The organism is Parabacteroides sp. AF39-10AC, assembly GCF_003635405.1.
GTDB lineage: Bacteria > Bacteroidota > Bacteroidia > Bacteroidales > Tannerellaceae > Parabacteroides > Parabacteroides distasonis.
In genome coordinates, this window is sequence record NZ_QTLP01000007.1 from 64,097 (window position 1) to 83,768 (window position 19,672).

A 19,672-nucleotide genomic window follows, 5' to 3' on the forward strand; every position below is an offset into this window, starting at 1 on the left:
GATTGTATTTTTTTCTGCGGTTTTTAACATATTGTTGATTCTTGTGAAGGTGTCTTTTTGTTAACAAGAATAAGCCTTATTGGGTCTATAATAGCTATTTGTACGAACACATATCCGCAAGTTCAAGGGAATGTGAAAAAAATATGCATACTATTGTTGTTTATTAAGAATAATAATTTATATTTGTACCCGTATCCGAAGAGTGGATATAATTATTAATGTTAACCTATTTTTGTGTTATGATGAACAAACAGTTGGCTTTTGTTAAAAGCGGGCTGGGTTTGGCACTTTGTTTCCTTATGGTCGGTGCGGGTGTAACCCCTCCAATCCATGCGTCTAACGCGAATGTGTCCATCTCCCAACAAGCTAAGAAAGTTACCGGTACGGTAACTGACGCAAAGGGTGAACCCCTTTTGGGTGTAAATGTTGTAGTAAAAGGTACTACAAACGGTACGATTACCGACCTTGACGGTAAGTATTCCTTGGAAGTTGAGCCCAACTCCATTTTAGTCGTTTCCTACATTGGTTATGTATCTCAGCAAATTCCTGCTTCGGGAGAAGTGGTAAATGTGACATTGAAAGAAGATACGCAAAACCTTGATGAGGTCGTAGTAGTAGGTTACGGTACGCAGCAGAAGAAAGATATCACAGGCTCCGTGGCGGTAGTCGATACGAAAGACCTTTTGGCATCTTCCGGATCTTCCGCTACCCAGCAGTTGCAAGGTAAGGCTGCCGGTGTATATATCGGTCAGTCAGGTTCCCCCGGTTCCCAGTCTATGGTTCGTATTCGTGGTATCAATACGGTTAATGATAATGGTCCGTTGTACGTAATTGATGGCGTATCAACACGTAACCAAGATTTAAGCTCCTTGAACCCGAACGATATCGAGAGTATGCAGGTATTGAAGGATGCCTCCTCCGCCGCTATCTATGGTGCGCAGGCGGCCAATGGTGTTATCTTGATTACGACGAAGAAAGGTACCCGGTCTGGTCAACCTAAATTGACTTATGATGGATATGTCGGTGTTCAGAAAACAGGCAAGCGCTATGACGTTTTGAATTCTATGGATCGTGTGAACTTGGAATGGGACGCAAAGGCTAGTAACTATGCATTGTTAGGTTCCAATGAACTTCCTTCACACGTGCAATTCGGAACAGGTGAACGTCCTTCTATTCCTAATTATTTGACGCAAGCTGGTGCGGGTGGTCGTACGGATATTAATCCCGGCGATTATAATTACCCGGGTACGACTTATGCGCCGTTCTCTGACACAAATTGGTGGGATGAGGTAGACCGTGCGGCTATGATTCAAAACCATCAAGTTGGCTTATCTGGTGGTACTGAAAAGGGACAATATAATTTAAGTGCGAATTACTTCAAGCAAGATGGTACGGTTATTGATTCTTACTACCAGAGATATCAAGTACGTGCTAACACCTCTTTCAATGTTCGTGATTGGTTACGGGTAGGAGAGAATTTAACTTATGCGTTTACGAAAGATAATGGCTTGAACTCTAGCGGCGCTGAGAGTAATCCATATTCTTGGACTTATCGTGCTTCTCCTTATGTACCGGTATATGATATCGCAGGTAATTTTGCCGGTTCAAAATTCGCTGGAACGGGTAACTTCCAGAACCCGGTTGCCAATCAAAAGAGAAATAAGGATAATTACTATACACATAACCGCGTATTTGGTAACCTATGGGCAGAGGCCGATATTATCAAGGGATTAACTTTTAGAACGAATTTCGGTTTGGACTATACGAATGGTTATTATTATCGTATGGAAAAGAAGAACCCTGAGTTTTCTGAGTCAATGGGCCAAAACAATTTTGAAGAGCAATCTGATTTTAATTATCGTTGGGTTTGGACTAATACTTTGACTTACGACAAGACATTCAATGAGGTTCATAAATTGACTGTCTTGCTTGGTACCGAGGCTATTCGTGATGGTTTGGGACGTACGCTGAAAGGTCGTCGTTACAATTATTTGTACGAGGATAATACGAATACTTGGGAGTTGAATATGGGTGAGAATAACGCACAACGTATCGCAGAATCAAAATATAAAGGTGAATTTGCCTTGTTTGGTCTGTTTGGGCGTGTAGATTACGCTTATAATAATAAGTATCTGTTGACAGGTATTATCCGTCGTGATGGTGTCTCTCGTTTCTCGGAGAATAATCGTTACGGTGTATTCCCTTCTATCTCTGCTGGTTGGCGTATCTCTGAAGAGGCTTTTATGGAGAAAACAAAAGACTGGTTAGATGACTTGAAGCTTCGTTTTGGCTTTGGTGTTACCGGTAACTCAGAAGTGCCTCGTATTACGAACTTCGCCTACGAATATAGAACATTGCCAAAGAAAACAAACTATGACTTTACGGGTTCTAATACCTCTACCTCTTTAGGTTATCGTTTGGATAAATTTGGTAACGAGGATACGAAATGGGAGACCACCCAAATGTTTAATGTCGGTTTGGATGGAACATTCTTGAACGGCAAATTCGGTGCCGGATTGGAGTGGTACTATAAGAAAACGACAGATATGTTGATTGCGGCTCAATATTCCGCTTTGGCTGGTGAATCTTCAAAACCGTACATCAACTTTGGTGATATGAAGAATACGGGTGTTGACTTCAACTTCAACTATCGAGGCAGTAAGGGCGATTGGTCATGGGATTTCTCTTTGAACCTATCTCATTATAAGAATGAGGTTGTTAAGATCTCTGAGGCTGATGATGCTTCAATGTGGGGAGCTGGTACACGTATCTCGGGTAATGTAACTCGTACGACAAAGGGACATGCTATCTCTGAGTTCTATGGATATAAGGTGAATGGATTCTATGAGAACGTAGATGAAGTACTTGCGTTACCTCCTTTGGGACAAGAAGTGAAAAGTGCGGAGGACGCTAAGGCTTGGGTCGGTAAGTTTAAATTCGCTGATACAGATGGAAATGGTAAGTTGGATGGAAATGACCGCACCTTTATCGGTTCTCCTCATCCTGACTTGATCGCCGGTTTGAACGCTACTGTAACGTGGAAAAACTGGGATTTGACGGCATTTTTCTACTCAACGATCGGAAATGATTTGTTCAACAATACGAAATACTTTACTGATTTCTGGTTATTCGAGGGTAATAAATCTTCTCGCATGAGAGATTTGTCTTGGAAACCGGGTGCTGACAATAGCAAAGCAGTCTTACCTGTTTTGGATTATCTTGATACCTATTCCGGAACAAACTCTAGCTCATACTATGTAGAAAATGCTTCTTTCGTGAAATTGAAGAATTTGGTTCTCGGTTATACATTTCCGAAGGAGTTGATGAAGAAGGCTACAATCTCTAATTTACGTATTTATGTGCAAGCGGAGAACTTATTCACCATTACAGGGTATGATGGTTTGGATCCCGAGTATACAAATGCGGAAATGAAAGATGTGGATGACAACGGTGTCGGTGCTGACTTGAAGAGAGGTATTGATATGGGCGGTTGGCCTTCAACAAGACGTTTCTTGTTTGGTGTAAACTTTGCGTTCTAAGGTGTGTATGTTTTAATTTAATTTAAAGAATCATTATGAAAAGTAAATATATTTTGGCGATAGGCTGTCTTGCTGCGCTTTCATTTAGTTCTTGCGGCGATGACTTCTTGGGGAAAGAACCTCAGGGAGCATTGACACCGGACGCTCTAGCCAATCCAACGGGTGTGGAATTGTTAACTGTTAGTGCCTATGCAGGCTTGGCTGTTCCGGTGGATGGTTATGATCCTTATCAAGCATCTCCATTTAACTGGGTATGGGGTGGTATTTATGGTGGTGACGCCAATAAAGGTTCCGACCCGGGTGACCAATCCGTGGTGAATGAGATAGAGATGTATAATACTCTGTCTACTAATGGCTATATAGCGCAGAAGTGGGCGTGGGTTTATGTAATGGCTAAACGAGTGAACTTAGCTCTTCAAGCTTGGCAAGGCGCTGAAGGTATGCCGGGTATGAGCGATACCGATCGTAAAAGCCGCTATGGTGAGTTGAAGTTCTTGCGTGCATTGGCTTATTTTGAGGGAATTCGTGTGTTTGGTCCATTTATTCCTTGGGTTGATGAGACCTATACGGAGAATGATCCTAAAGTACATAATGATATTAATATTTATGATAATGTACTGAAGGATATTGACGATGCGATCGCTAATCTTCCGGAAACTCAGACTGAAGTTGGTCGTGCGAATGTTTGGGCTGCGAAAGCATTAAAAGGTAAAATCTTAATGCATAAAGGAGACATCGCTGCCGCGAAAACTGTTTTAGCTGATGTCGTGAATAATGGTACAACCAGTAGTGGGGCAGCTTATGGATTGGAGGACGATTTGGATAACAACTTCAATGCGCTGACTGAGAATGGTAAAGAGGCTATTTTCTCTGTTCAATATTCTGCTGCTGACGAAAACACTGGTGGTGCTCCTTTCTGTCTGAATTATCCGCATAACTCAGGTCCCGGTGGATGCTGTGGTTTCTATCAACCTTCTTTCGAATTAGTGAACTCTTTCCAAGTGGATGCGCAAGGTTTACCTTATTTGAATGGTGAATATAGAAATAAAGCGACTGTTTCAAGGAAAGGTACGGGAACAAATGAGCCATTTGTCGTAACAGATAATAGTATTGCGGTAGACCCTCGTTTGGATTTTGCTGTAGGTCGTTATGGAATCCCTTACAAAGATTGGGGTATGCCTAAGGATGACTGGGTTCGTAATCCTGTAAATGGTGGTATCTTTATGCCGAAGAAACACGTGTTTAGTAAGGCGGAAGAGGCCGCTGGCATGAAGAACTTATTTAATGGTTGGGCACCGGGTTCTGCTATGAATATGCAATATCTTAGTGTGCGTGACATTAAATTGTTGTACGCTGAAGCTTTAGCTGACGCTGGTCAATTATCTGAGGCGATGACACAAGTAAACGATGTTCGTAGACGTGCAGCTTTGGATGTGAATATTATTAAGTTAGAAAACGGTCAAGCGGCCGCAAACTATAAGGTCGCTGAATATCCTACATCTCATGCGGCTTTCACAAGCAAAGATGTTTGTATCAAAGCGATCCGTATGGAGCGTAAGCTTGAGTTGGCGATGGAAGGTGAGCGTTGGTTCGACTTGGTTCGTTGGGGTGGTGATGTAATGTCCTCAGAGTTGAGCGCTTATATCAATTACGAAAAGCAATATATTCCGAAATTTGCGGCAGCCTCTGTGCTTCCTGCGGCAAAGACTATGCTTCCTGTTCCTGATGACCAAGTATTGACCATGGGTAACGACGAGAACGGCAAACCTTATTTGGTTCAGCCGGATGCTTGGAAATAAAATATTTATTTCGAATTGAGAATAGGATACTTGATTTGCAAGTATCCTATTTCTTGCTTGAAGTAAGTTTGTAGTTGTATATGTATTTATTAATTTAAATTTTTAGAGCCATGAAGAAAGTTCTGTTTATTATGCTTGCATTATTATCAATGCAGTTTATGTATGCTCAGCAAACTAATATTGACGTGGACAAAGAAAATATAGAAGAGTCTATATTACAAGCTAATGCGGCAAATGGGATAGTTGCTACTATATCAGGCCCTATTAACGTAACACTAAATGGGGGTTATGCCCAAGAAGAGTATCATCTGGAATATAGCCCTTTAATACCGGGTGCTAGATTGGAATGGAGTATACGAGCACCGCAAGCTTATATAACACCTTGGACAAATCATTGTTCGGTTAGTTTTTATGCAGTTGGTAGCGCTCGTTTAGTATGCGATATTTATGATGGTAATACGTGGGTTGGCGCTGGGACAACTTATATAAATATAAGGTAATGGTATATTAAAATATCTGAAATTAAGAGGGGCGATTAAGATTTCTGATAAAAACTTAATTGTCCCTTTATAATTTAAAAGGATGATTTTAGAACTTAAAGTTTTGTTGTTATAAGCCTTATTGATATGATTTTTTATCAATAGATTAATGAATTTTCCCAACCAAAGAAAGTGTATATATGAAAAGATTATATATGTACATAACAGGGTTACTAACACTCATGGGTTGTATCTACGATTATGAGCCTGATATTGTGAACCAAATAGGTGGTTTGCTGGTAGTGGATGGTTTTATAACTAATGATACGACTCGGATACGATTGAGCCATAGCGTAAGGATGTTGGATGAGTTTGAGGAAGGGGAGTCGATAACGGATGCGAATGTTTTTGTTGAATCAGATAAAGGAGCTGTTTTTGAAACGTTGAACGTGAGTAAAGATGGAGTTTATACAATACCGATGGGAGAGTTAAATCCTGCGTATAAATATAGATTATCAATAAATTGGAATAATAAAGAATATAAATCGGAATATTTGAATCCTCTAGATACTCCGGTGATCGATAGTATATCTGTTGAAAGTTCAGCATCAGAAACTCCTGTATATATCTGCGTAACTACACATGATAACAAGGTAGAGCCAACTTATTATAAATGGACTTATCAGGAGATATGGGAATTCCATGTAGATCTATTTGCAAACGCTGGTTTTTTAGATGATAAATTCACTTTATTTCAGAAGCATACATCTAAAAATACTTATTATTGCTGGGGACGTGATAGTTCTAAGGCGATGTTATTGGAATCGACAAATAAACTGACTGTAAATCTTATCTATAAGAGAAAATTGATAGAGATCCCCCGTGATCATGATAAATTGACAATGCTTTATTATATAGACGTTAAGCAAAACCGTATACGTAAAGAAGCGTATGACTATTTTGTGAATTTACAAAGGAACATAGAACAGGCTGGGAGTATTTTCTCTCCAATTCCTTCGGAAAGAAGAGGTAATATATCTTGCGTATCAGATCCTAAAGAATGGGTGATAGGCTATGTGGATGTAACTAATACAACGATTATGAAACGCTTTATGCCGGAACTAAGAGATTTCTATGAAACTTCTTATGACTGTGCGAAAAATATCTTAACAGGAATAGCACCAGATGGTTATACCTATTACATTTATAGTGGATCACCAACCACTCCAAATATTTATGCTCCTTTTCGCTGTGTAGACTGTACCCATGATGGGCGAGGTACCAAGAATAAACCCTCTTGGTGGCCTACGGATCATTATTGATTATTGAGGTGGATATATGCTTGGGATTAGGTATAAAAGATATATATTCGATCAAAATTTACCGATGGCTTTTTAGAAGCGGGTTTATGGAAAATACCTATATTTGTAAAAACGTATAATTGAGAATCGGTATGAATAGTGATATATTGAGGGATAAGGCGGAATATCTGATGTCGCTTATCAGTCATTTTGCCGAGCGGAATGGGCTAAGTATACCACAGGTCTATCGTTATGTCAAACGATATGGTGGCATATGTTTGGTTGACGAGCATTATGACATTATGCATACGTTGAGATTCATCGATGCGTTGGAATCAATGACTATGTACATGAAACGCCAAGGAGGGGCTGTGGGATGATTAATTTATTTTTATTATGGCAGATGATATTTTGAATTTAGCCACATCGGAAGAACTATTGTATAATGATGTATGTGGCATTATAGATGGAGTACGTGTAAAGTAGCTACCTATTTGAATACTGAGATATGTATGACGAATTGGTATGTAGGCAAACGTATTAAGGAAGATATACTATACAATCAGCGTGCCGAATATGGTAAACAAGTCATCAAAAAATTGGCTACCCGGCTAACTGTAAAATATGGAAGCGGATGGGGATATGGTAAACTCAAACATTGTGTACGCAGTGCGTATCTTTTTTCAGAAGACGAGATTGGATACGCGGTGCGTAGCCAATTGACTTGGACTCATCTTCGTTCGCTTATGGGAGTAAAAGATGAGCTAGCTCGCTCGTTCTATGTGGAAATGTGCAGAATGGAGCATTGGGATACTCGCACACTTGATGAAAAAATAGATTGTCAACTTTATGAGCGTACAGCCATTAGCCGTAAACCCGAAGATATGATACGCAAAGAGCTGAACGAGATAAAGGAAAACAACCAGCTATTGCCCGACCTTATATTTCGCAGCAGTTACTTTCTTGATATGCTTGGGCTTCCTGATATATTCTCGGAGAAAGATCTCGAAATGGCAATTCTTTCCCAAATACAGCTTTTCATTAAGGAAATGGGGACAGATTTTGCTTTCCTTGACCGTCAAAAGCGGATTACCGTAGATGCGGTTGATTACTATATTGATTTGCTGTTCTTCCATCGTGGCTTAAAGCGTCTGATAGCGATCGATCTCAAATTGGGGAAGTTCAAGCCCGAATACGAAGGGCAAATGTTACTATATCTTCGCTATTTGAACAAGAACGAGCGAAAAGAAGGTGAAGAATCTCCAATCGGGTTAATTCTTTGTTCGGAAGGCAATACAGAGCATATCGAATATCTAATGCTTGACGAAGATAGTCCGATAAAGGTAGCGCAATATTACACAAAACTACCCGATAAGAAAGTGCTTTCCGAAAAATTGAGGCGAGCGATATCAATCGCAAGGGAGCATTATTCCGAATTACGACAAACGAAAGATATATGACACTATTTTACCGGGTACGTAACTCGTGCCCGGTAAAAGAACTTAATCTTTGATATTCCCATTTCCCCTAATAGCCCCAGTACTTCAAGAGGCACCCTGCGCACCCCGCTATAAGGAGGGTGTAGCCGGAGATACCCAGCCAGTCCGCCCCGGGGGGCGGTGGGGAGGAGGGGTGCCGTCGTGGCGGAAGAGCGTCAGCGAGGCGCCGATCGCCGCTAGCGTCACCTCCGTCTCCCGCATGAGGAGGGAGAGGAGGGCTAGCAGGAGAAGGAGCAGCGCCGGTAGCGTCTGTCGTTTCGGGAACAGGGGGATGCTGCGGGAAGATGACCCGGAGGAGCGCCGTGAGGCAACGGAGGATGAGTTCAAGGTATTTCATTTTAGTTGACAGTTGATGATAGGGACGGCATCTGCCCGCCCTTTTGATTAACGATTGATAGTTGCGAGCTGATTTTTCGGCAAAGCTGGACGATCAGCTTACGATAGGCTTCCCGGTTGTCGCCGTTCACCTCGCTGATGTAGGGGCTGTAGGCGATCTCCTTGGCGAAGGCCGTAGGATTGGCGCTCATGTCGGCCGCCCGGGGATAGGCCGAGCGAAGCAGGCGGCAGTAATCCATGAACGAGCACTTATCGTCCGGGTAGATCCGGAAACGTAGCGAGCGGGGCGACAGCTCCGTCCACCGGCCGGTCCACCATACGTTGGGCAGCCCGTAGGCCGTGATGCCGAAAAAGTTATGATACTCCCGGCAGAGCGTACTCTCGCCCCAACCCGTCTCGATGGCTGCCTGCGCCAAGATCACCACCGGATCGATCCGGAACGCCCGCCCGGCCTCCCCGGCCAGCGGAGCGTATTCACGTATAAAAACAGAAATCTCCATACCACTTAATTTTCAATTTTCAATTCTCAATTTTCAATTCCCTAAATCTCGTCCGGGCTCTCGGAATCGCTCCCGCCACCTCCCGGGGTCACCTCCCCGTTCGAGTACTCGGTGTACTCGCAGAGCTTGGCCGTCAGCTTGAGCGAGGCGCTGGAGAGGTTGCCCGTGGCACGGGCACGGAGGCGTACGCCGGTGATATTGCCTTGCGTGGAGAAATCCTCCGGCGTGACGGCCCCCTTCGAGCGGATGCCCACGCTGAAGATGCCGAGGTCGTCTATCTTCACGTTCTTGCCGTCCATCAGCAGCTCCTTGATACAATTCACCATGTCCTTCAGCATGCCGTGGATGGCGCCGGTGGAGAAGGGGGTGTTGTGGGTGGACATGTGCTCGGCCAAGGCGGCGATATCTACCGTCTCCTCGCATACGGCACGGGCGTACCACTTGTTGAAGGTTGTCACGTTCTTCTCGTTCTTGTTTTGATACTTCTTGTAGCGGATCATAATGTGTTGTTTTTTAATGTTGATACAAAGATACGGCAGGGCATGGGGGCTTTGTCGCTTTGGGTGACTTAGGGTGATTTCGGGTGAATTATTTCTCCGGAAAATGATGGATATATGCCGGAGATTCACTATCTTTAGGATATGGAAACAACATTCAAGATACGAGCGTACGGGCGGATGGAGCTGGCCGAGGTCTACCTGCCCGACCTGCATCCCCGCTCGGCCCACCGCAAGCTGCAACATTGGATAACGATCTATCCCGGCCTGCCCGGTCGCCTCCGCTCGCTGGGTTATCACGAGGGCGAGCGGGTCTATTCGCCCGCCATGGTGCGGGCCATCATCGAGTCGCTCGGCGAGCCGTGAGAGCCGGATGGTATCCGGGTGGAATAGGGGCGCTAAGTCAATGGAAAGCGAGACGGATTCCATTGACTTAGCGACCGTATCTCATTGGTTTCCGAGCCGTGTCTCAATAAAAAGCGCATGGAAATTGTATACCCCAGTAAAATACAGTAGATTTGTATATTATAAAAAGGATGGAAAATGACTATATTTGATGAATATAAGACATATACAGGAGACTCTTCAATCTCTCCCTCCTTGCTTTGGGAGTATGACCTGTCACATTTTGACTGGTGGAAATCCCGGAAGATTGTGGTACAGCGTGTCATTGAAAGAGGATGGTTGAAGGATTTTTATGCCGCATTCAATTTATATGGAGGTATAGAGGGATTCCGGGAAATAATAAAAGAACTCCCAAGCTTATCTCCACGAGACATGAATTTTGTTTGTATTGTCTTTAATCTTGAAAAGGAGGAACTAAAATGTTACACACGGAAGTTGTCTCGGGAAAAACACTTGAACTCCTGAAAAAGCTGGAAGCGGAAAATGCGATGACCCGTTTTAATCTGGCGGGAGGAACTTCTTTAGCCCTGTATTTAGGACATAGGAGAAGTGTGGATTTAGATCTTTTCACTCCGAAACCGTTTGATGCGGCGGAATTGGAGAGATTTCTTATGGATAAATATGGATTCCGTACCGGCTTTATGGAGAGGAACACCTTGAAAGGTTCCATAGACGGAATAAAGATTGACTGCATTACCCACTCTTATGAGTATCTTGAAAAGCCATATATCGAGTACGGTATAAGATTGTACAGCATGCAGGATATTATTGCCATGAAGCTCTCTGCCATCGCCGACGATGGGTCACGGCTAAAGGATTTCATCGACATCGCTTTCCTCTCCACCCGTTTCCCTTTCAATTCCATGTTGGGAATGTATGAGCGTAAATTTCCGGGGGCAAATGTCATCAGGCCCTTCAAGGCCATTACTTATTTTGAGGATATAGATTTCGATGAGGATATCGTTATGCTGAATGGCAAATACGATTGGAGAGCAATTGAGAGGAGATTGGTTGATATGACTAGAAATCAAGATAAGGTCTTTGATTCGTTCCCATTTCCTCTGAAGGGAAAAAGGTCTTGATTTGTAATAGAAAGGATATCCATAACTCTTTTTGAGGAGCTTTATGAGCTTCGCTGAAACATAGCGGGGTGCGCAAGGGTGCGCATCTTTACGTGTTTTCCTAAAACTTTTCTGGTAAATGTAAATTTGTGTCACACTGCTGTGTGTGATACAAATTTATTTATTTCTAAAATGTTTTTCCAACCACTCTTTTTTGCGCACCCCTGCGCACCCCCTGCTTTAAAATGGAAGTTTAGGATTCGCTGTATTGTTTTGGTTATCAGTATGATTCTTTTCATCTTCCTTCTTCGTTCCCTTTTCTTCCGGGGTGCTCAAAAAATTGTCTTTTACCTGTTCCGGAGTGATCTCTACGACCTCAAATAGGCGTTTTCCACGTATTGTCGTGAGCTTAAAACCATGTTTTTTCAGCACCTTGCTCAACGTAACTATATTAGAACGTGTCGGCGTGATACGTGTAAATACACTTAGTTTCGTCATAATATCGCTCGCCGTAAGATACTGTGGCGTGTCGAAACGCTCCGGTTTGCGGAAATAGGTGAAGAACAATTCCTCCTCGGGGCTTCGCTGGCGGAAGGTCTCGTTGTTCTCGTTGATCTTCCGGATGTCTTCGCCGGAGAACCAGTATTTCTCGCCCCGGCGGAAGAGGGCGAGAGCTTGGGCGTAGATGTCGGCGTGTCGCACGGGCGACTGGTAATCGATCCGTGTGGCCTCGAAGCAGAGGAAGCGGCGAGACTCGTTATCGTCCGGCAGCGATTGCAAGTCGTTCACCGTGGCGGCGAAGGAGGCGTGGCGTATCTGCGTCTCGGCATAGTGTCCGTACGGGCGGCGCAGGTAGATGACCCCTGTGGAGGTGAGCGCCTTGAGGCGGTTCAGATCGGCGTAGCTCTGGCCGGACATCTCGTCGATGACGATCAAGAGGCAGTCCACCATCATCTGTGGGAAACCCTTGCTATAGGGATTGACATTGCCCGTGAAAAGATAGTCCCGCAATTCGGGCGGCACGAGGTTCCGCAGCCACGAGGTCTTGCCCAGCCCCTGCCCGCCGGCCAGCAGCAGGATGGTATGGTTTTCCACGCCTAGCTCCATGGATCCGGCCACTTGCGCGATAAGCCAGCGCTTGAGGCAACCCCGCCAGAAGGCGGGCCGGGTGGTGTCCACGGTATCGGCCAGCTGCCCGATCCAGTCCGTCACCCCGTCCCACGGGGCCAGCCCCTCGAAATACGAGCGGAAAGGGTGGAACGTCTCGCTGAAGTCCGACATCAGTATGGCCCGGATGTCGTTATGCGAGCAGTAGTGGCCGTCCTTCAGGAGACTCCGCCAGAGCGAGTTCACCCAGTAGTCGGTCACCGGCTTGAAGACCGGCTTTTGACCGTTCCGCTTTTTCTTCGTGGCTACCTCCACGTACCCCCTCACGCCGTTCTTGCGGGTGAGGAAACGCTCGGATATATAGGCCTCCACGGCGACCACGTCCAGCGGGCCCCCGCCCTTTTTCCGGGAGGTGGCGGCGCTCGTCTCGGCGGCGTGCTCCTCCACGTGGCTGTAGGCGCTCTCGATGGCGGCGAGGCGCTCCTCCGCCGGCAAGTCGGCGAAGGCGGTAGCGGCGTAAGCCTCCATCTCGGCCCGCTTCACGCCCAGCCGGTTCGCCCGTGCGGCCATGACGAAGATGAAGTTATTGCGGTTGCCCTCGGCGTAGGCGCCTTTCCGCTCGGCGGTCCGGCGTGCCTTCTCCAGTGGCGAGGCCACCTTCCTTTCCTTCGCCCCGGGAGCCGTCTCGCTAACCTCCTCCTTCCAAGTAAGGGGTAGCGGGGCGAGGCCCTCCGGTAGCTCGCCGGTACCCTCCAGCCAAGAGCGGTAGGCAGGCGAGAGGTATAGGGCGGGATCGTCCGATACGAAGCAAAGCCGCCCGATGTCGCTGCCCGAGGTATCCAGCTCCACGCCGAGCCGGGCGGCGTACCAACGGCTCATGGCTTCATAGACCCTCCGGTGATTACCCGGCGTGGCGGTCTCGTCCGTGGCGGCGTAGGCGATGAGTTTCGCCCCGTCGCCGCTGGGACTGCGGAAATACGCCACGGTGTAGGGCGCTTCCGTGGCGAGCGGGGTGATACGCTCCAGCTCCCGTTCCCCTACGTGGTCGATGTCGAGTACCACCAATTGGTTATAGCGGGTGATGTGAGGGTCGAGGCGTTTCCCGGAGTAGGTGGCCTGTGGGGTGAAAGCGGGCAGTTTTTTCTTTAGTTTGGCGGCCAGTTCCTTATCGCCCGACGCTAGCGCCTCCCGCGTCTCGTCGATGAACTGCTTGTACGTTCCTCTTTGGATGTTTTCCAGTACGCCCGCTAGCGAGGCGTCTCCCTTGTATCGTCCGAAAAGGGCGAATAATGACGTGTTTATCATACTATATTTTTAAGTGATAAAAAAAGAGCCAGTGTCTCTGGCTTGATGGCGCTAAGGTAGGGAGGCGCTTTGGGACGCCTCCCAAGTTTTAACTTTTGTTGTGAAAAACGGGAAGCTTGTTATTCATGCGCTTTCCCGTATTCCTCCTGCGCCGTCGAGAGGATGCTCCGGAAGCTCCTTGGCTCCGGGCAGCCGTTGGGGTGTATCTCGAACACCTCGTCCAGCGCCCGTATCATGGCTTCCCGGTTCGTCTGCCCGTTCACCCGGAACCGTTGGTCATCGAGGATGGGCAGCGTCAGCCGCACGAAGTCTTTCACGGAGCCCGTGTAGATGATCTTCTCCCGTTTAACCAGATCCTCCTCCGGCTGGTAGTCTTTAAACAACTTATGCGCCCCTTTCGCGTCTTTTTTCAAGTCCACCCATGCCTTTTGGGCATTTTCCAAACTATCCAGCAGCTTTCTCACGCTTGTTTCCGCTTCTCGGAAACTGATTTTTTTTCATATATGATTAATTGTTAAAGTTAAAAACGTCGCAAAGGTACATTATCCGCGTGATAATTCCTCGGAAGTTGTTGCTTTGCCGGATATATATGCTTATATTTGTAATTACTCATAAAAACAAAGATCGCTATGATAATAAAGAAGATTCCTTACGGACTGACGGATTTTGAGAGGATTAGGAAAGAGCCGTATTATTATGTGGATAAGACTCATTATATCGAGTGGTTGGAGGAATCTGCCAATTTCTTCTTCTTGATCCGCCCGAGGCGTTTTGGAAAGTCTTTGTTTATCAACATGCTTAGATGGTATTACGATATCTATAGGCGGGATCGTTTCAAGGAAATCTTCGAGGGGCTGTATATCGGTTCGCATCCTACGGCGGAGCAAGGGAAATACCTTGTGCTCGATTTTAATTTCGCCGGCGTGAATCCGGACCCGGATCGATTGCTGGCCTCGTTCAATGATAATTGCTCGATGCGTTTCGATCTTTTCGCCGGGCTTTACGGACATATGTTCAATCCCGGTTTCGCCAGTGAATTGAAAAGACTCAAGAATGCGGACGAGAAATTGAACTACCTGATCGGGCAGGCTACGTTGCTGGATCTTCCGATCTACCTGTTCATCGATGAGTATGATAATTTCACGAACGCCATACTCGCCAATGTGGGGAATGAGCATTACCGTAAATTGACACATGGCACGGGGTTCTTCCGCTATTTCTTTAATAAGCTGAAAGAAGGTGCCACGGGAAACGGACCGATCAAGCGTATGTTCATCACGGGAGTCTCTCCGGTCACCATGGATGACGTGACAAGTGGATTCAATATCGGTGCCAATATGAGCACCGATCCCCGGTTTAACGGGATTATCGGGTTTAGCGAGCGGGAGGTACGTGATATGTTGTCTTATTATAAAGACGTGGATATGCTGGCCGGAGAGGTAGATGAGGTGATCGGCGTGATGAAGCCATGGTACGATAATTACTGTTTCTCGAGAGATTCGCTCCACGAGCCGATGTATAACTCGGATATGGTGCTGTATTTCCTGAATCATTATCTTCCGTTGAAAAAAGTTCCGGAGAACATGATCGATAACAACATCCGTACGGATTATAATAAGCTCCGTCATTTGATTCGCTTGGACAAGAAAATGGGCATGAACGCCTCTATCATCCAAGACATCGTGACGAATGGCGAGACCGTAGGTACCATCAAGACGGCTTTCCCCGCCGAGGATCTGGCAAAACCGGATAATTTTAAGAGCCTGCTCTATTATTTCGGGCTGCTTACCATACGGGGTACTAAATGGGGGAGTACCCTATTGGCGATCCCTAACTTGACGGTTCGTGAGCAGTTGTACTCCTATTTGGTGGAGGCTTACCGGAGCGCCGATTTATTTTCCCTCGAGATGGATCGGCTGGGGATGCTCGTGGCTAGCATGGCCTACGAGGGAAACTGGAAACCTGTCTTTGAGTACTTCGCCTCTGAATTGAAGCGACAAAGCTCTATCCGTGAGTTTATCGAGGGTGAGGCGCACGTAAAGGGCTTTTTGTTGGCTTACTTGGGCTTGACCCGTACTTATATAATTCATCCGGAGTATGAGGCGAATAAGGGATATGCGGACTTCTACATGATGCCCGATTTGTTGCATCAACCGGAGATCGTCTATAGTTATATCGTAGAGGTGAAATATGCCCGTCGTGACGCCTCCACCCCGGAGATAGAATCGCTGAGGACTGAGGCTGCCGGGCAATTGAAACGTTATGCCGAAGATCCTAAAGTGAGAGAGACGAAGGGAAATACGAAACTTCGCCTGATAACACTGATATTTAAAGGCTGGGATTTGGTGGCTTGTGATTGAATGCCTATATTTGGCATGAAACTTTAAATCTGTATCTTATGAGAAAGCTTCTGGGGTTTTTATGCGTATGCGCGTTGGCTATCGCTACGGCTAGGGCACAAGATGCGGTGGATGACTATGTCTCTTCCGCCGCCGGCCAAGCCGTGATCTACCATGGGAAGGAGCAATTAAAATATCCCACCTCGATAAGAAATCACCCCTATTTGAAGAGCGAGAAATACGTACCCGGGGATCTTAGCTTCGAAGGCATTCTCTACAAGGACGTGAAAATGCGCTTAGACCTGTACAAGAATGAGTTATTACTGCTCTCTCCGGACAATCGCTATAATATCGTCTTGCCGAGCGATCGGGTAGACTACGCTGAGTTTCATGGGTACGATATCTTCTACAGGTATCCGGACGAGCGGTCGGGCAACCTGCCGGAAGGCTATTACCTACGGTTGTATGAAGGGAAGTGTACCGTACTGGGGAAATGGTCTTGTATATTATCTAAGACGATAAAAGATATGCAGGTCGATGAATCCTTCGATCAGTCCGTAAAATACTACATCCGGAAGGAGGGCGTTTATTATACCGTGAGGAGCAAAGGCTCCGTGTTGAAGGTCCTCAAGTCCAAGAAAAAAGAGCTGGCCCGGTATATCAAGCGGCGAAAGCTGGATTTCAAGCACGCTCCCGAGGAAGCCATCGTAGCCGTGGTGAGACAGTATGAACAGTTAAACGAGATCCCATGAGAAAGAGCCTATATATCGGTATGGTAATGTGCCTGCTGTCCGGCTGGACGGCGAGGGCGCAGCGGACGGTCGATCTGGATTTCCGGCAAGTAACCTTGAATGTCGTGTTCAACGCTATCGAGCGGCAGACCGGACAGCCCGTCTACCGGCAACCCTTGGAGACGGACTCCATGGTCGTTAGCGTACACAGTGAGAAGGAAGAGCCCTTGGTGGCGTTGCGGCGTGCGTTGGAGGGGACTCCCTTCCAAGTATCCTCGTATGGCGGCGCCTTCTTTGTATTGAGAGATAACACCTTGATGACCTCCCTGCCCGAGAACTTCTTCCTGCGGGAGAAGCGGAGAGAGGGCGATGGCGACGAGGAAGGCTCCGGTATCTCCCTGATGGCGGGCCGGAAGCAGCAGAAGGCTACCTCGGAGAACAAGGTCTACGAGATCGGCGACGCCTCGGGCAAGGCGGCGGACCGGGTCACGGTGACCGGTAATATCAGCGATTTCAAGACCGGCGAGCCGATGGTGGGCGTGGCCGTGTTCGTGAAGGACCCGATGATCGGGGCTACTACCGACGCTTACGGCTATTATACGCTGCGCCTCCCTCCCGGACGACACGAGCTGTACATACAAGGCATGGGCATGAAGGACACCCGGCGGCAGATCATGCTCCATTCCGACGGCAAGCTGGATATCGAGCTGGAGGAACAGGTCTACACCTTGAAGGAGGTCACGATCTCCTCCGAGAAGATCGCCAACGTGCGGAATACGACGATGGGAGTGGAACGCTTGAAGGTGAAGGATATAAAGAATATCCCGATGGCGTTCGGGGAGGTGGATATCATGAAGGTAGTCATGTCGCTTCCCGGCGTGAAGGCGGTGGGCGAGGCCTCTAGCGGCTTTAACGTGAGGGGCGGGGCGACGGACCAGAACTTGATCCTCTTCAACGACGGCACGGTCTATAACCCGACCCACCTGTTCGGCTTCTTCTCCGTCTTCAACCCCGACGTGGTGAAGGACATGGAGCTGTACAAGAGCAGTATCCCCGCCAAGTATGGCGGACGTATCTCCTCGGTACTCGACATCAACAGCCGGGAGGGTAACAAGAAGGAGTTCAAGGGATCGGCGAGCATCGGCTTGCTGACCAGCCGCCTTACCTTGGAGGGGCCTCTCTTCTCCGAGAAGACCTCCTTTATCGTGGGCGGACGTACCACTTACTCGGACTGGATCTTGAAGAAACTCCCCGAGAAGAGCGGCTATAAGGATGGCAACGCCGGTTTTTACGACCTGAACGCCACGATTAACCATAAGTTCGACGAGCGGAACAACCTCTATCTGAATGGCTACTATAGCCACGACCGTTTCCGCTTTAACGTGGATGAGCGGTATGCCTACGAGAACGCCAACGCCTCGGTGAAATGGAGGCATATCTTCTCGGATCGTTTCACGGGGGTCCTCACCGCTGGCTACGACCATTATGGCTACAATACCCGTAATACGGATAACCCGGTGAACGCTTATTCCCTCGCTTTCCGTATCGACCAGATGTACGGGAAGATGGACTTCACGCATTACCTGAGCGATAAGCATACGCTGGATTTCGGCGCCAGCTCGCTGTTTTACGACTTGGAGCCGGGGAAATACCTTCCCTATGGCGGGGAGTCGTTGGTGAAGGAGGACCGGATGGAGAAGGAGAAAGCGGTGGAGTCCGCTATCTATGTGGGCGATCGTTGGGATATCACCTCCCAACTCTCCTTGAACGTGGGGGTCCGTTATTCCATGTTTAACGTATTGGGGCCCCGTACCTATAATCTCTATGCCGACGACCAACTGCCTTCCTTGGCTACCGTGACGGGTACGGTGGATAAGACCGGGGCGTTCAAGACTTACCACGGGCCGGAGTTCCGGGTATCCGCCCGTTATGCCTTTACCGAGGACTTCTCCGTGAAGGCCGGCTTTAATACGATGCGGCAGAATATCCATAAGCTATCCAACACGACCATCATGTCGCCCACAGATACGTGGAAGCTGAGCGACGCCAACATCAAGCCGCAGACGGGTATGCAAGTGGCCGCCGGGCTATACCGGAATTTCTTGAACAATACGATCGAGGTCTCCTTGGAGGGATATTACAAGACGATGAAGGATTACCTAGATTACCGGAACGGCGCCGAGCTGCTGATGAACCACCACATCGAGACGGACGTGCTGAGGACCGAGGGGCGTGCCTATGGCGTGGAGCTGATGGTGAAGAAAACGCAAGGGAAGTTGAACGGCTGGGTAAGCTATACCTACTCTCGCACGCAACTGCGGCAGAACGACCCGATGATCGTCACTCCCGTGAACAAGGGGGATTGGTACGCCGCCGATTTCGATAAGCCGCACGACTTGAAGTTCGTGGGTAACTATAAGTTCACGCATCGTTTCAGCTTCTCGCTGAATTGCGACTATAGCACGGGACGGCCGATCACCTTGCCGGTCTCCAAATATCATTACGGGGGCGGGGAGTTTGTCTACTATTCGGACCGTAATCAATACCGCATCCCGGACTTTTTCCGGATGGACGCCTCGTTCAACATCGAGCCGAGCCACCACCTGACGTTGCTCACGCATAGCACGATCTCTTTCGGAGTCTATAACCTGACGGGGCGAAAGAACGCCTACTCGGTGTATTATATATCGGAGAACGGGAAATTAAAGGGATATAAGATGGCGATATTCGGGGTGCCTATCCCGTTTGTCTCTTATAATATTAAATTTTAGGGG

16 protein-coding genes are annotated in these 19,672 nt (G+C 47.3%); 12 read left to right on the plus strand and 4 right to left on the minus strand.

Annotated features, from left to right (window positions below):
• Positions 1-239: 239 nt before the first annotated feature.
• From DW033_RS08270 to DW033_RS08295, 6 genes are all read left to right on the plus strand, one after another.
• On the plus strand, positions 240-3,539 hold the full coding sequence (locus DW033_RS08270) for a TonB-dependent receptor (protein ID WP_122382679.1): 3,300 nt from the start codon (positions 240-242) through the stop codon (positions 3,537-3,539).
• A 35-nt stretch (positions 3,540-3,574) separates the two neighbouring features.
• The gene (locus DW033_RS08275; RefSeq protein ID WP_005868052.1) at positions 3,575-5,338 is read left to right on the plus strand and encodes a RagB/SusD family nutrient uptake outer membrane protein; all 1,764 of its coding nucleotides are present in this window, start codon (positions 3,575-3,577) and stop codon (positions 5,336-5,338) included.
• Between the two features lie 110 nt (positions 5,339-5,448).
• Positions 5,449-5,838, plus strand: coding sequence for a hypothetical protein (locus tag DW033_RS08280; protein ID WP_005868054.1), 390 nt, complete (start codon positions 5,449-5,451; stop codon positions 5,836-5,838).
• A gap of 179 nt (positions 5,839-6,017) precedes the next feature.
• Positions 6,018-7,139 (plus strand): DUF4249 domain-containing protein, encoded by a 1,122-nt coding sequence (locus DW033_RS08285; RefSeq protein ID WP_122297597.1) that lies wholly within the window; start codon positions 6,018-6,020, stop codon positions 7,137-7,139.
• Positions 7,140-7,270: 131 nt separating this feature from the next.
• Positions 7,271-7,498: a DUF3791 domain-containing protein gene (locus DW033_RS08290; protein WP_005868058.1), complete on the plus strand. Its 228-nt coding sequence runs from the start codon at positions 7,271-7,273 to the stop codon at positions 7,496-7,498.
• Between the two features lie 132 nt (positions 7,499-7,630).
• Positions 7,631-8,578, plus strand: a complete 948-nt coding sequence (locus DW033_RS08295; protein ID WP_229036774.1) for a YhcG family protein — start codon at positions 7,631-7,633, stop codon at positions 8,576-8,578.
• 377 nt (positions 8,579-8,955) lie between these two features.
• Here the strand turns inward: DW033_RS08295 and DW033_RS08305 are convergent, their stop codons facing one another.
• Positions 8,956-9,453 carry a glucosaminidase domain-containing protein gene (locus tag DW033_RS08305; RefSeq protein ID WP_005868062.1) on the minus strand — a complete coding sequence of 166 codons (498 nt, stop codon included), beginning with the start codon at positions 9,451-9,453 and terminating at the stop codon, positions 8,956-8,958.
• A gap of 41 nt (positions 9,454-9,494) precedes the next feature.
• The gene (locus tag DW033_RS08310) at positions 9,495-9,953 is read right to left on the minus strand and encodes a DNA-binding protein (RefSeq protein ID WP_122382641.1); all 459 of its coding nucleotides are present in this window, start codon (positions 9,951-9,953) and stop codon (positions 9,495-9,497) included.
• Between the two features lie 141 nt (positions 9,954-10,094).
• Between DW033_RS08310 and DW033_RS08315 the strand changes: the two genes are divergently transcribed.
• From DW033_RS08315 to DW033_RS08325, 3 genes are all read left to right on the plus strand, one after another.
• Complete coding sequence (locus DW033_RS08315; RefSeq protein ID WP_034527414.1) at positions 10,095-10,316, plus strand: DUF4248 domain-containing protein; 222 nt, start codon at positions 10,095-10,097, stop codon at positions 10,314-10,316.
• 177 nt (positions 10,317-10,493) lie between these two features.
• A complete protein-coding gene (locus DW033_RS08320) occupies positions 10,494-10,820 on the plus strand; it encodes a hypothetical protein (RefSeq protein ID WP_005868066.1) in 327 nt (108 codons plus the stop codon).
• The gene (locus DW033_RS08325) at positions 10,775-11,437 is read left to right on the plus strand and encodes a nucleotidyl transferase AbiEii/AbiGii toxin family protein (protein WP_005868067.1); all 663 of its coding nucleotides are present in this window, start codon (positions 10,775-10,777) and stop codon (positions 11,435-11,437) included. Before DW033_RS08320 ends, DW033_RS08325 begins: the two co-directional genes overlap by 46 nt.
• A 219-nt stretch (positions 11,438-11,656) precedes the next feature.
• Here DW033_RS08325 and DW033_RS08330 read toward each other — a convergent pair whose 3' ends face one another.
• Both DW033_RS08330 and DW033_RS08335 read right to left on the minus strand, forming a co-directional pair.
• Positions 11,657-13,828 (minus strand): BT4734/BF3469 family protein, encoded by a 2,172-nt coding sequence (locus DW033_RS08330; protein ID WP_122297599.1) that lies wholly within the window; start codon positions 13,826-13,828, stop codon positions 11,657-11,659.
• A 119-nt stretch (positions 13,829-13,947) separates the two neighbouring features.
• Positions 13,948-14,292 (minus strand): hypothetical protein, encoded by a 345-nt coding sequence (locus DW033_RS08335; protein ID WP_005855952.1) that lies wholly within the window; start codon positions 14,290-14,292, stop codon positions 13,948-13,950.
• A 165-nt stretch (positions 14,293-14,457) separates the two neighbouring features.
• Here DW033_RS08335 and DW033_RS08340 point away from each other — a divergent pair, with 165 nt between their 5' ends.
• Genes DW033_RS08340 through DW033_RS08350 form a run of 3 tightly spaced genes read left to right on the plus strand, consistent with a single transcriptional unit; the run spans position 14,458 to position 19,669 of the window.
• Positions 14,458-16,188, plus strand: coding sequence for an ATP-binding protein (locus DW033_RS08340; protein WP_121960878.1), 1,731 nt, complete (start codon positions 14,458-14,460; stop codon positions 16,186-16,188).
• 38 nt (positions 16,189-16,226) lie between these two features.
• The gene (locus tag DW033_RS08345) at positions 16,227-16,919 is read left to right on the plus strand and encodes a hypothetical protein (protein WP_122382642.1); all 693 of its coding nucleotides are present in this window, start codon (positions 16,227-16,229) and stop codon (positions 16,917-16,919) included.
• On the plus strand, positions 16,916-19,669 hold the full coding sequence (locus DW033_RS08350) for a TonB-dependent receptor (RefSeq protein WP_122382643.1): 2,754 nt from the start codon (positions 16,916-16,918) through the stop codon (positions 19,667-19,669). The genes DW033_RS08345 and DW033_RS08350 overlap by 4 nt, the downstream gene beginning before the upstream one ends.
• Positions 19,670-19,672 lie beyond the last annotated feature (3 nt).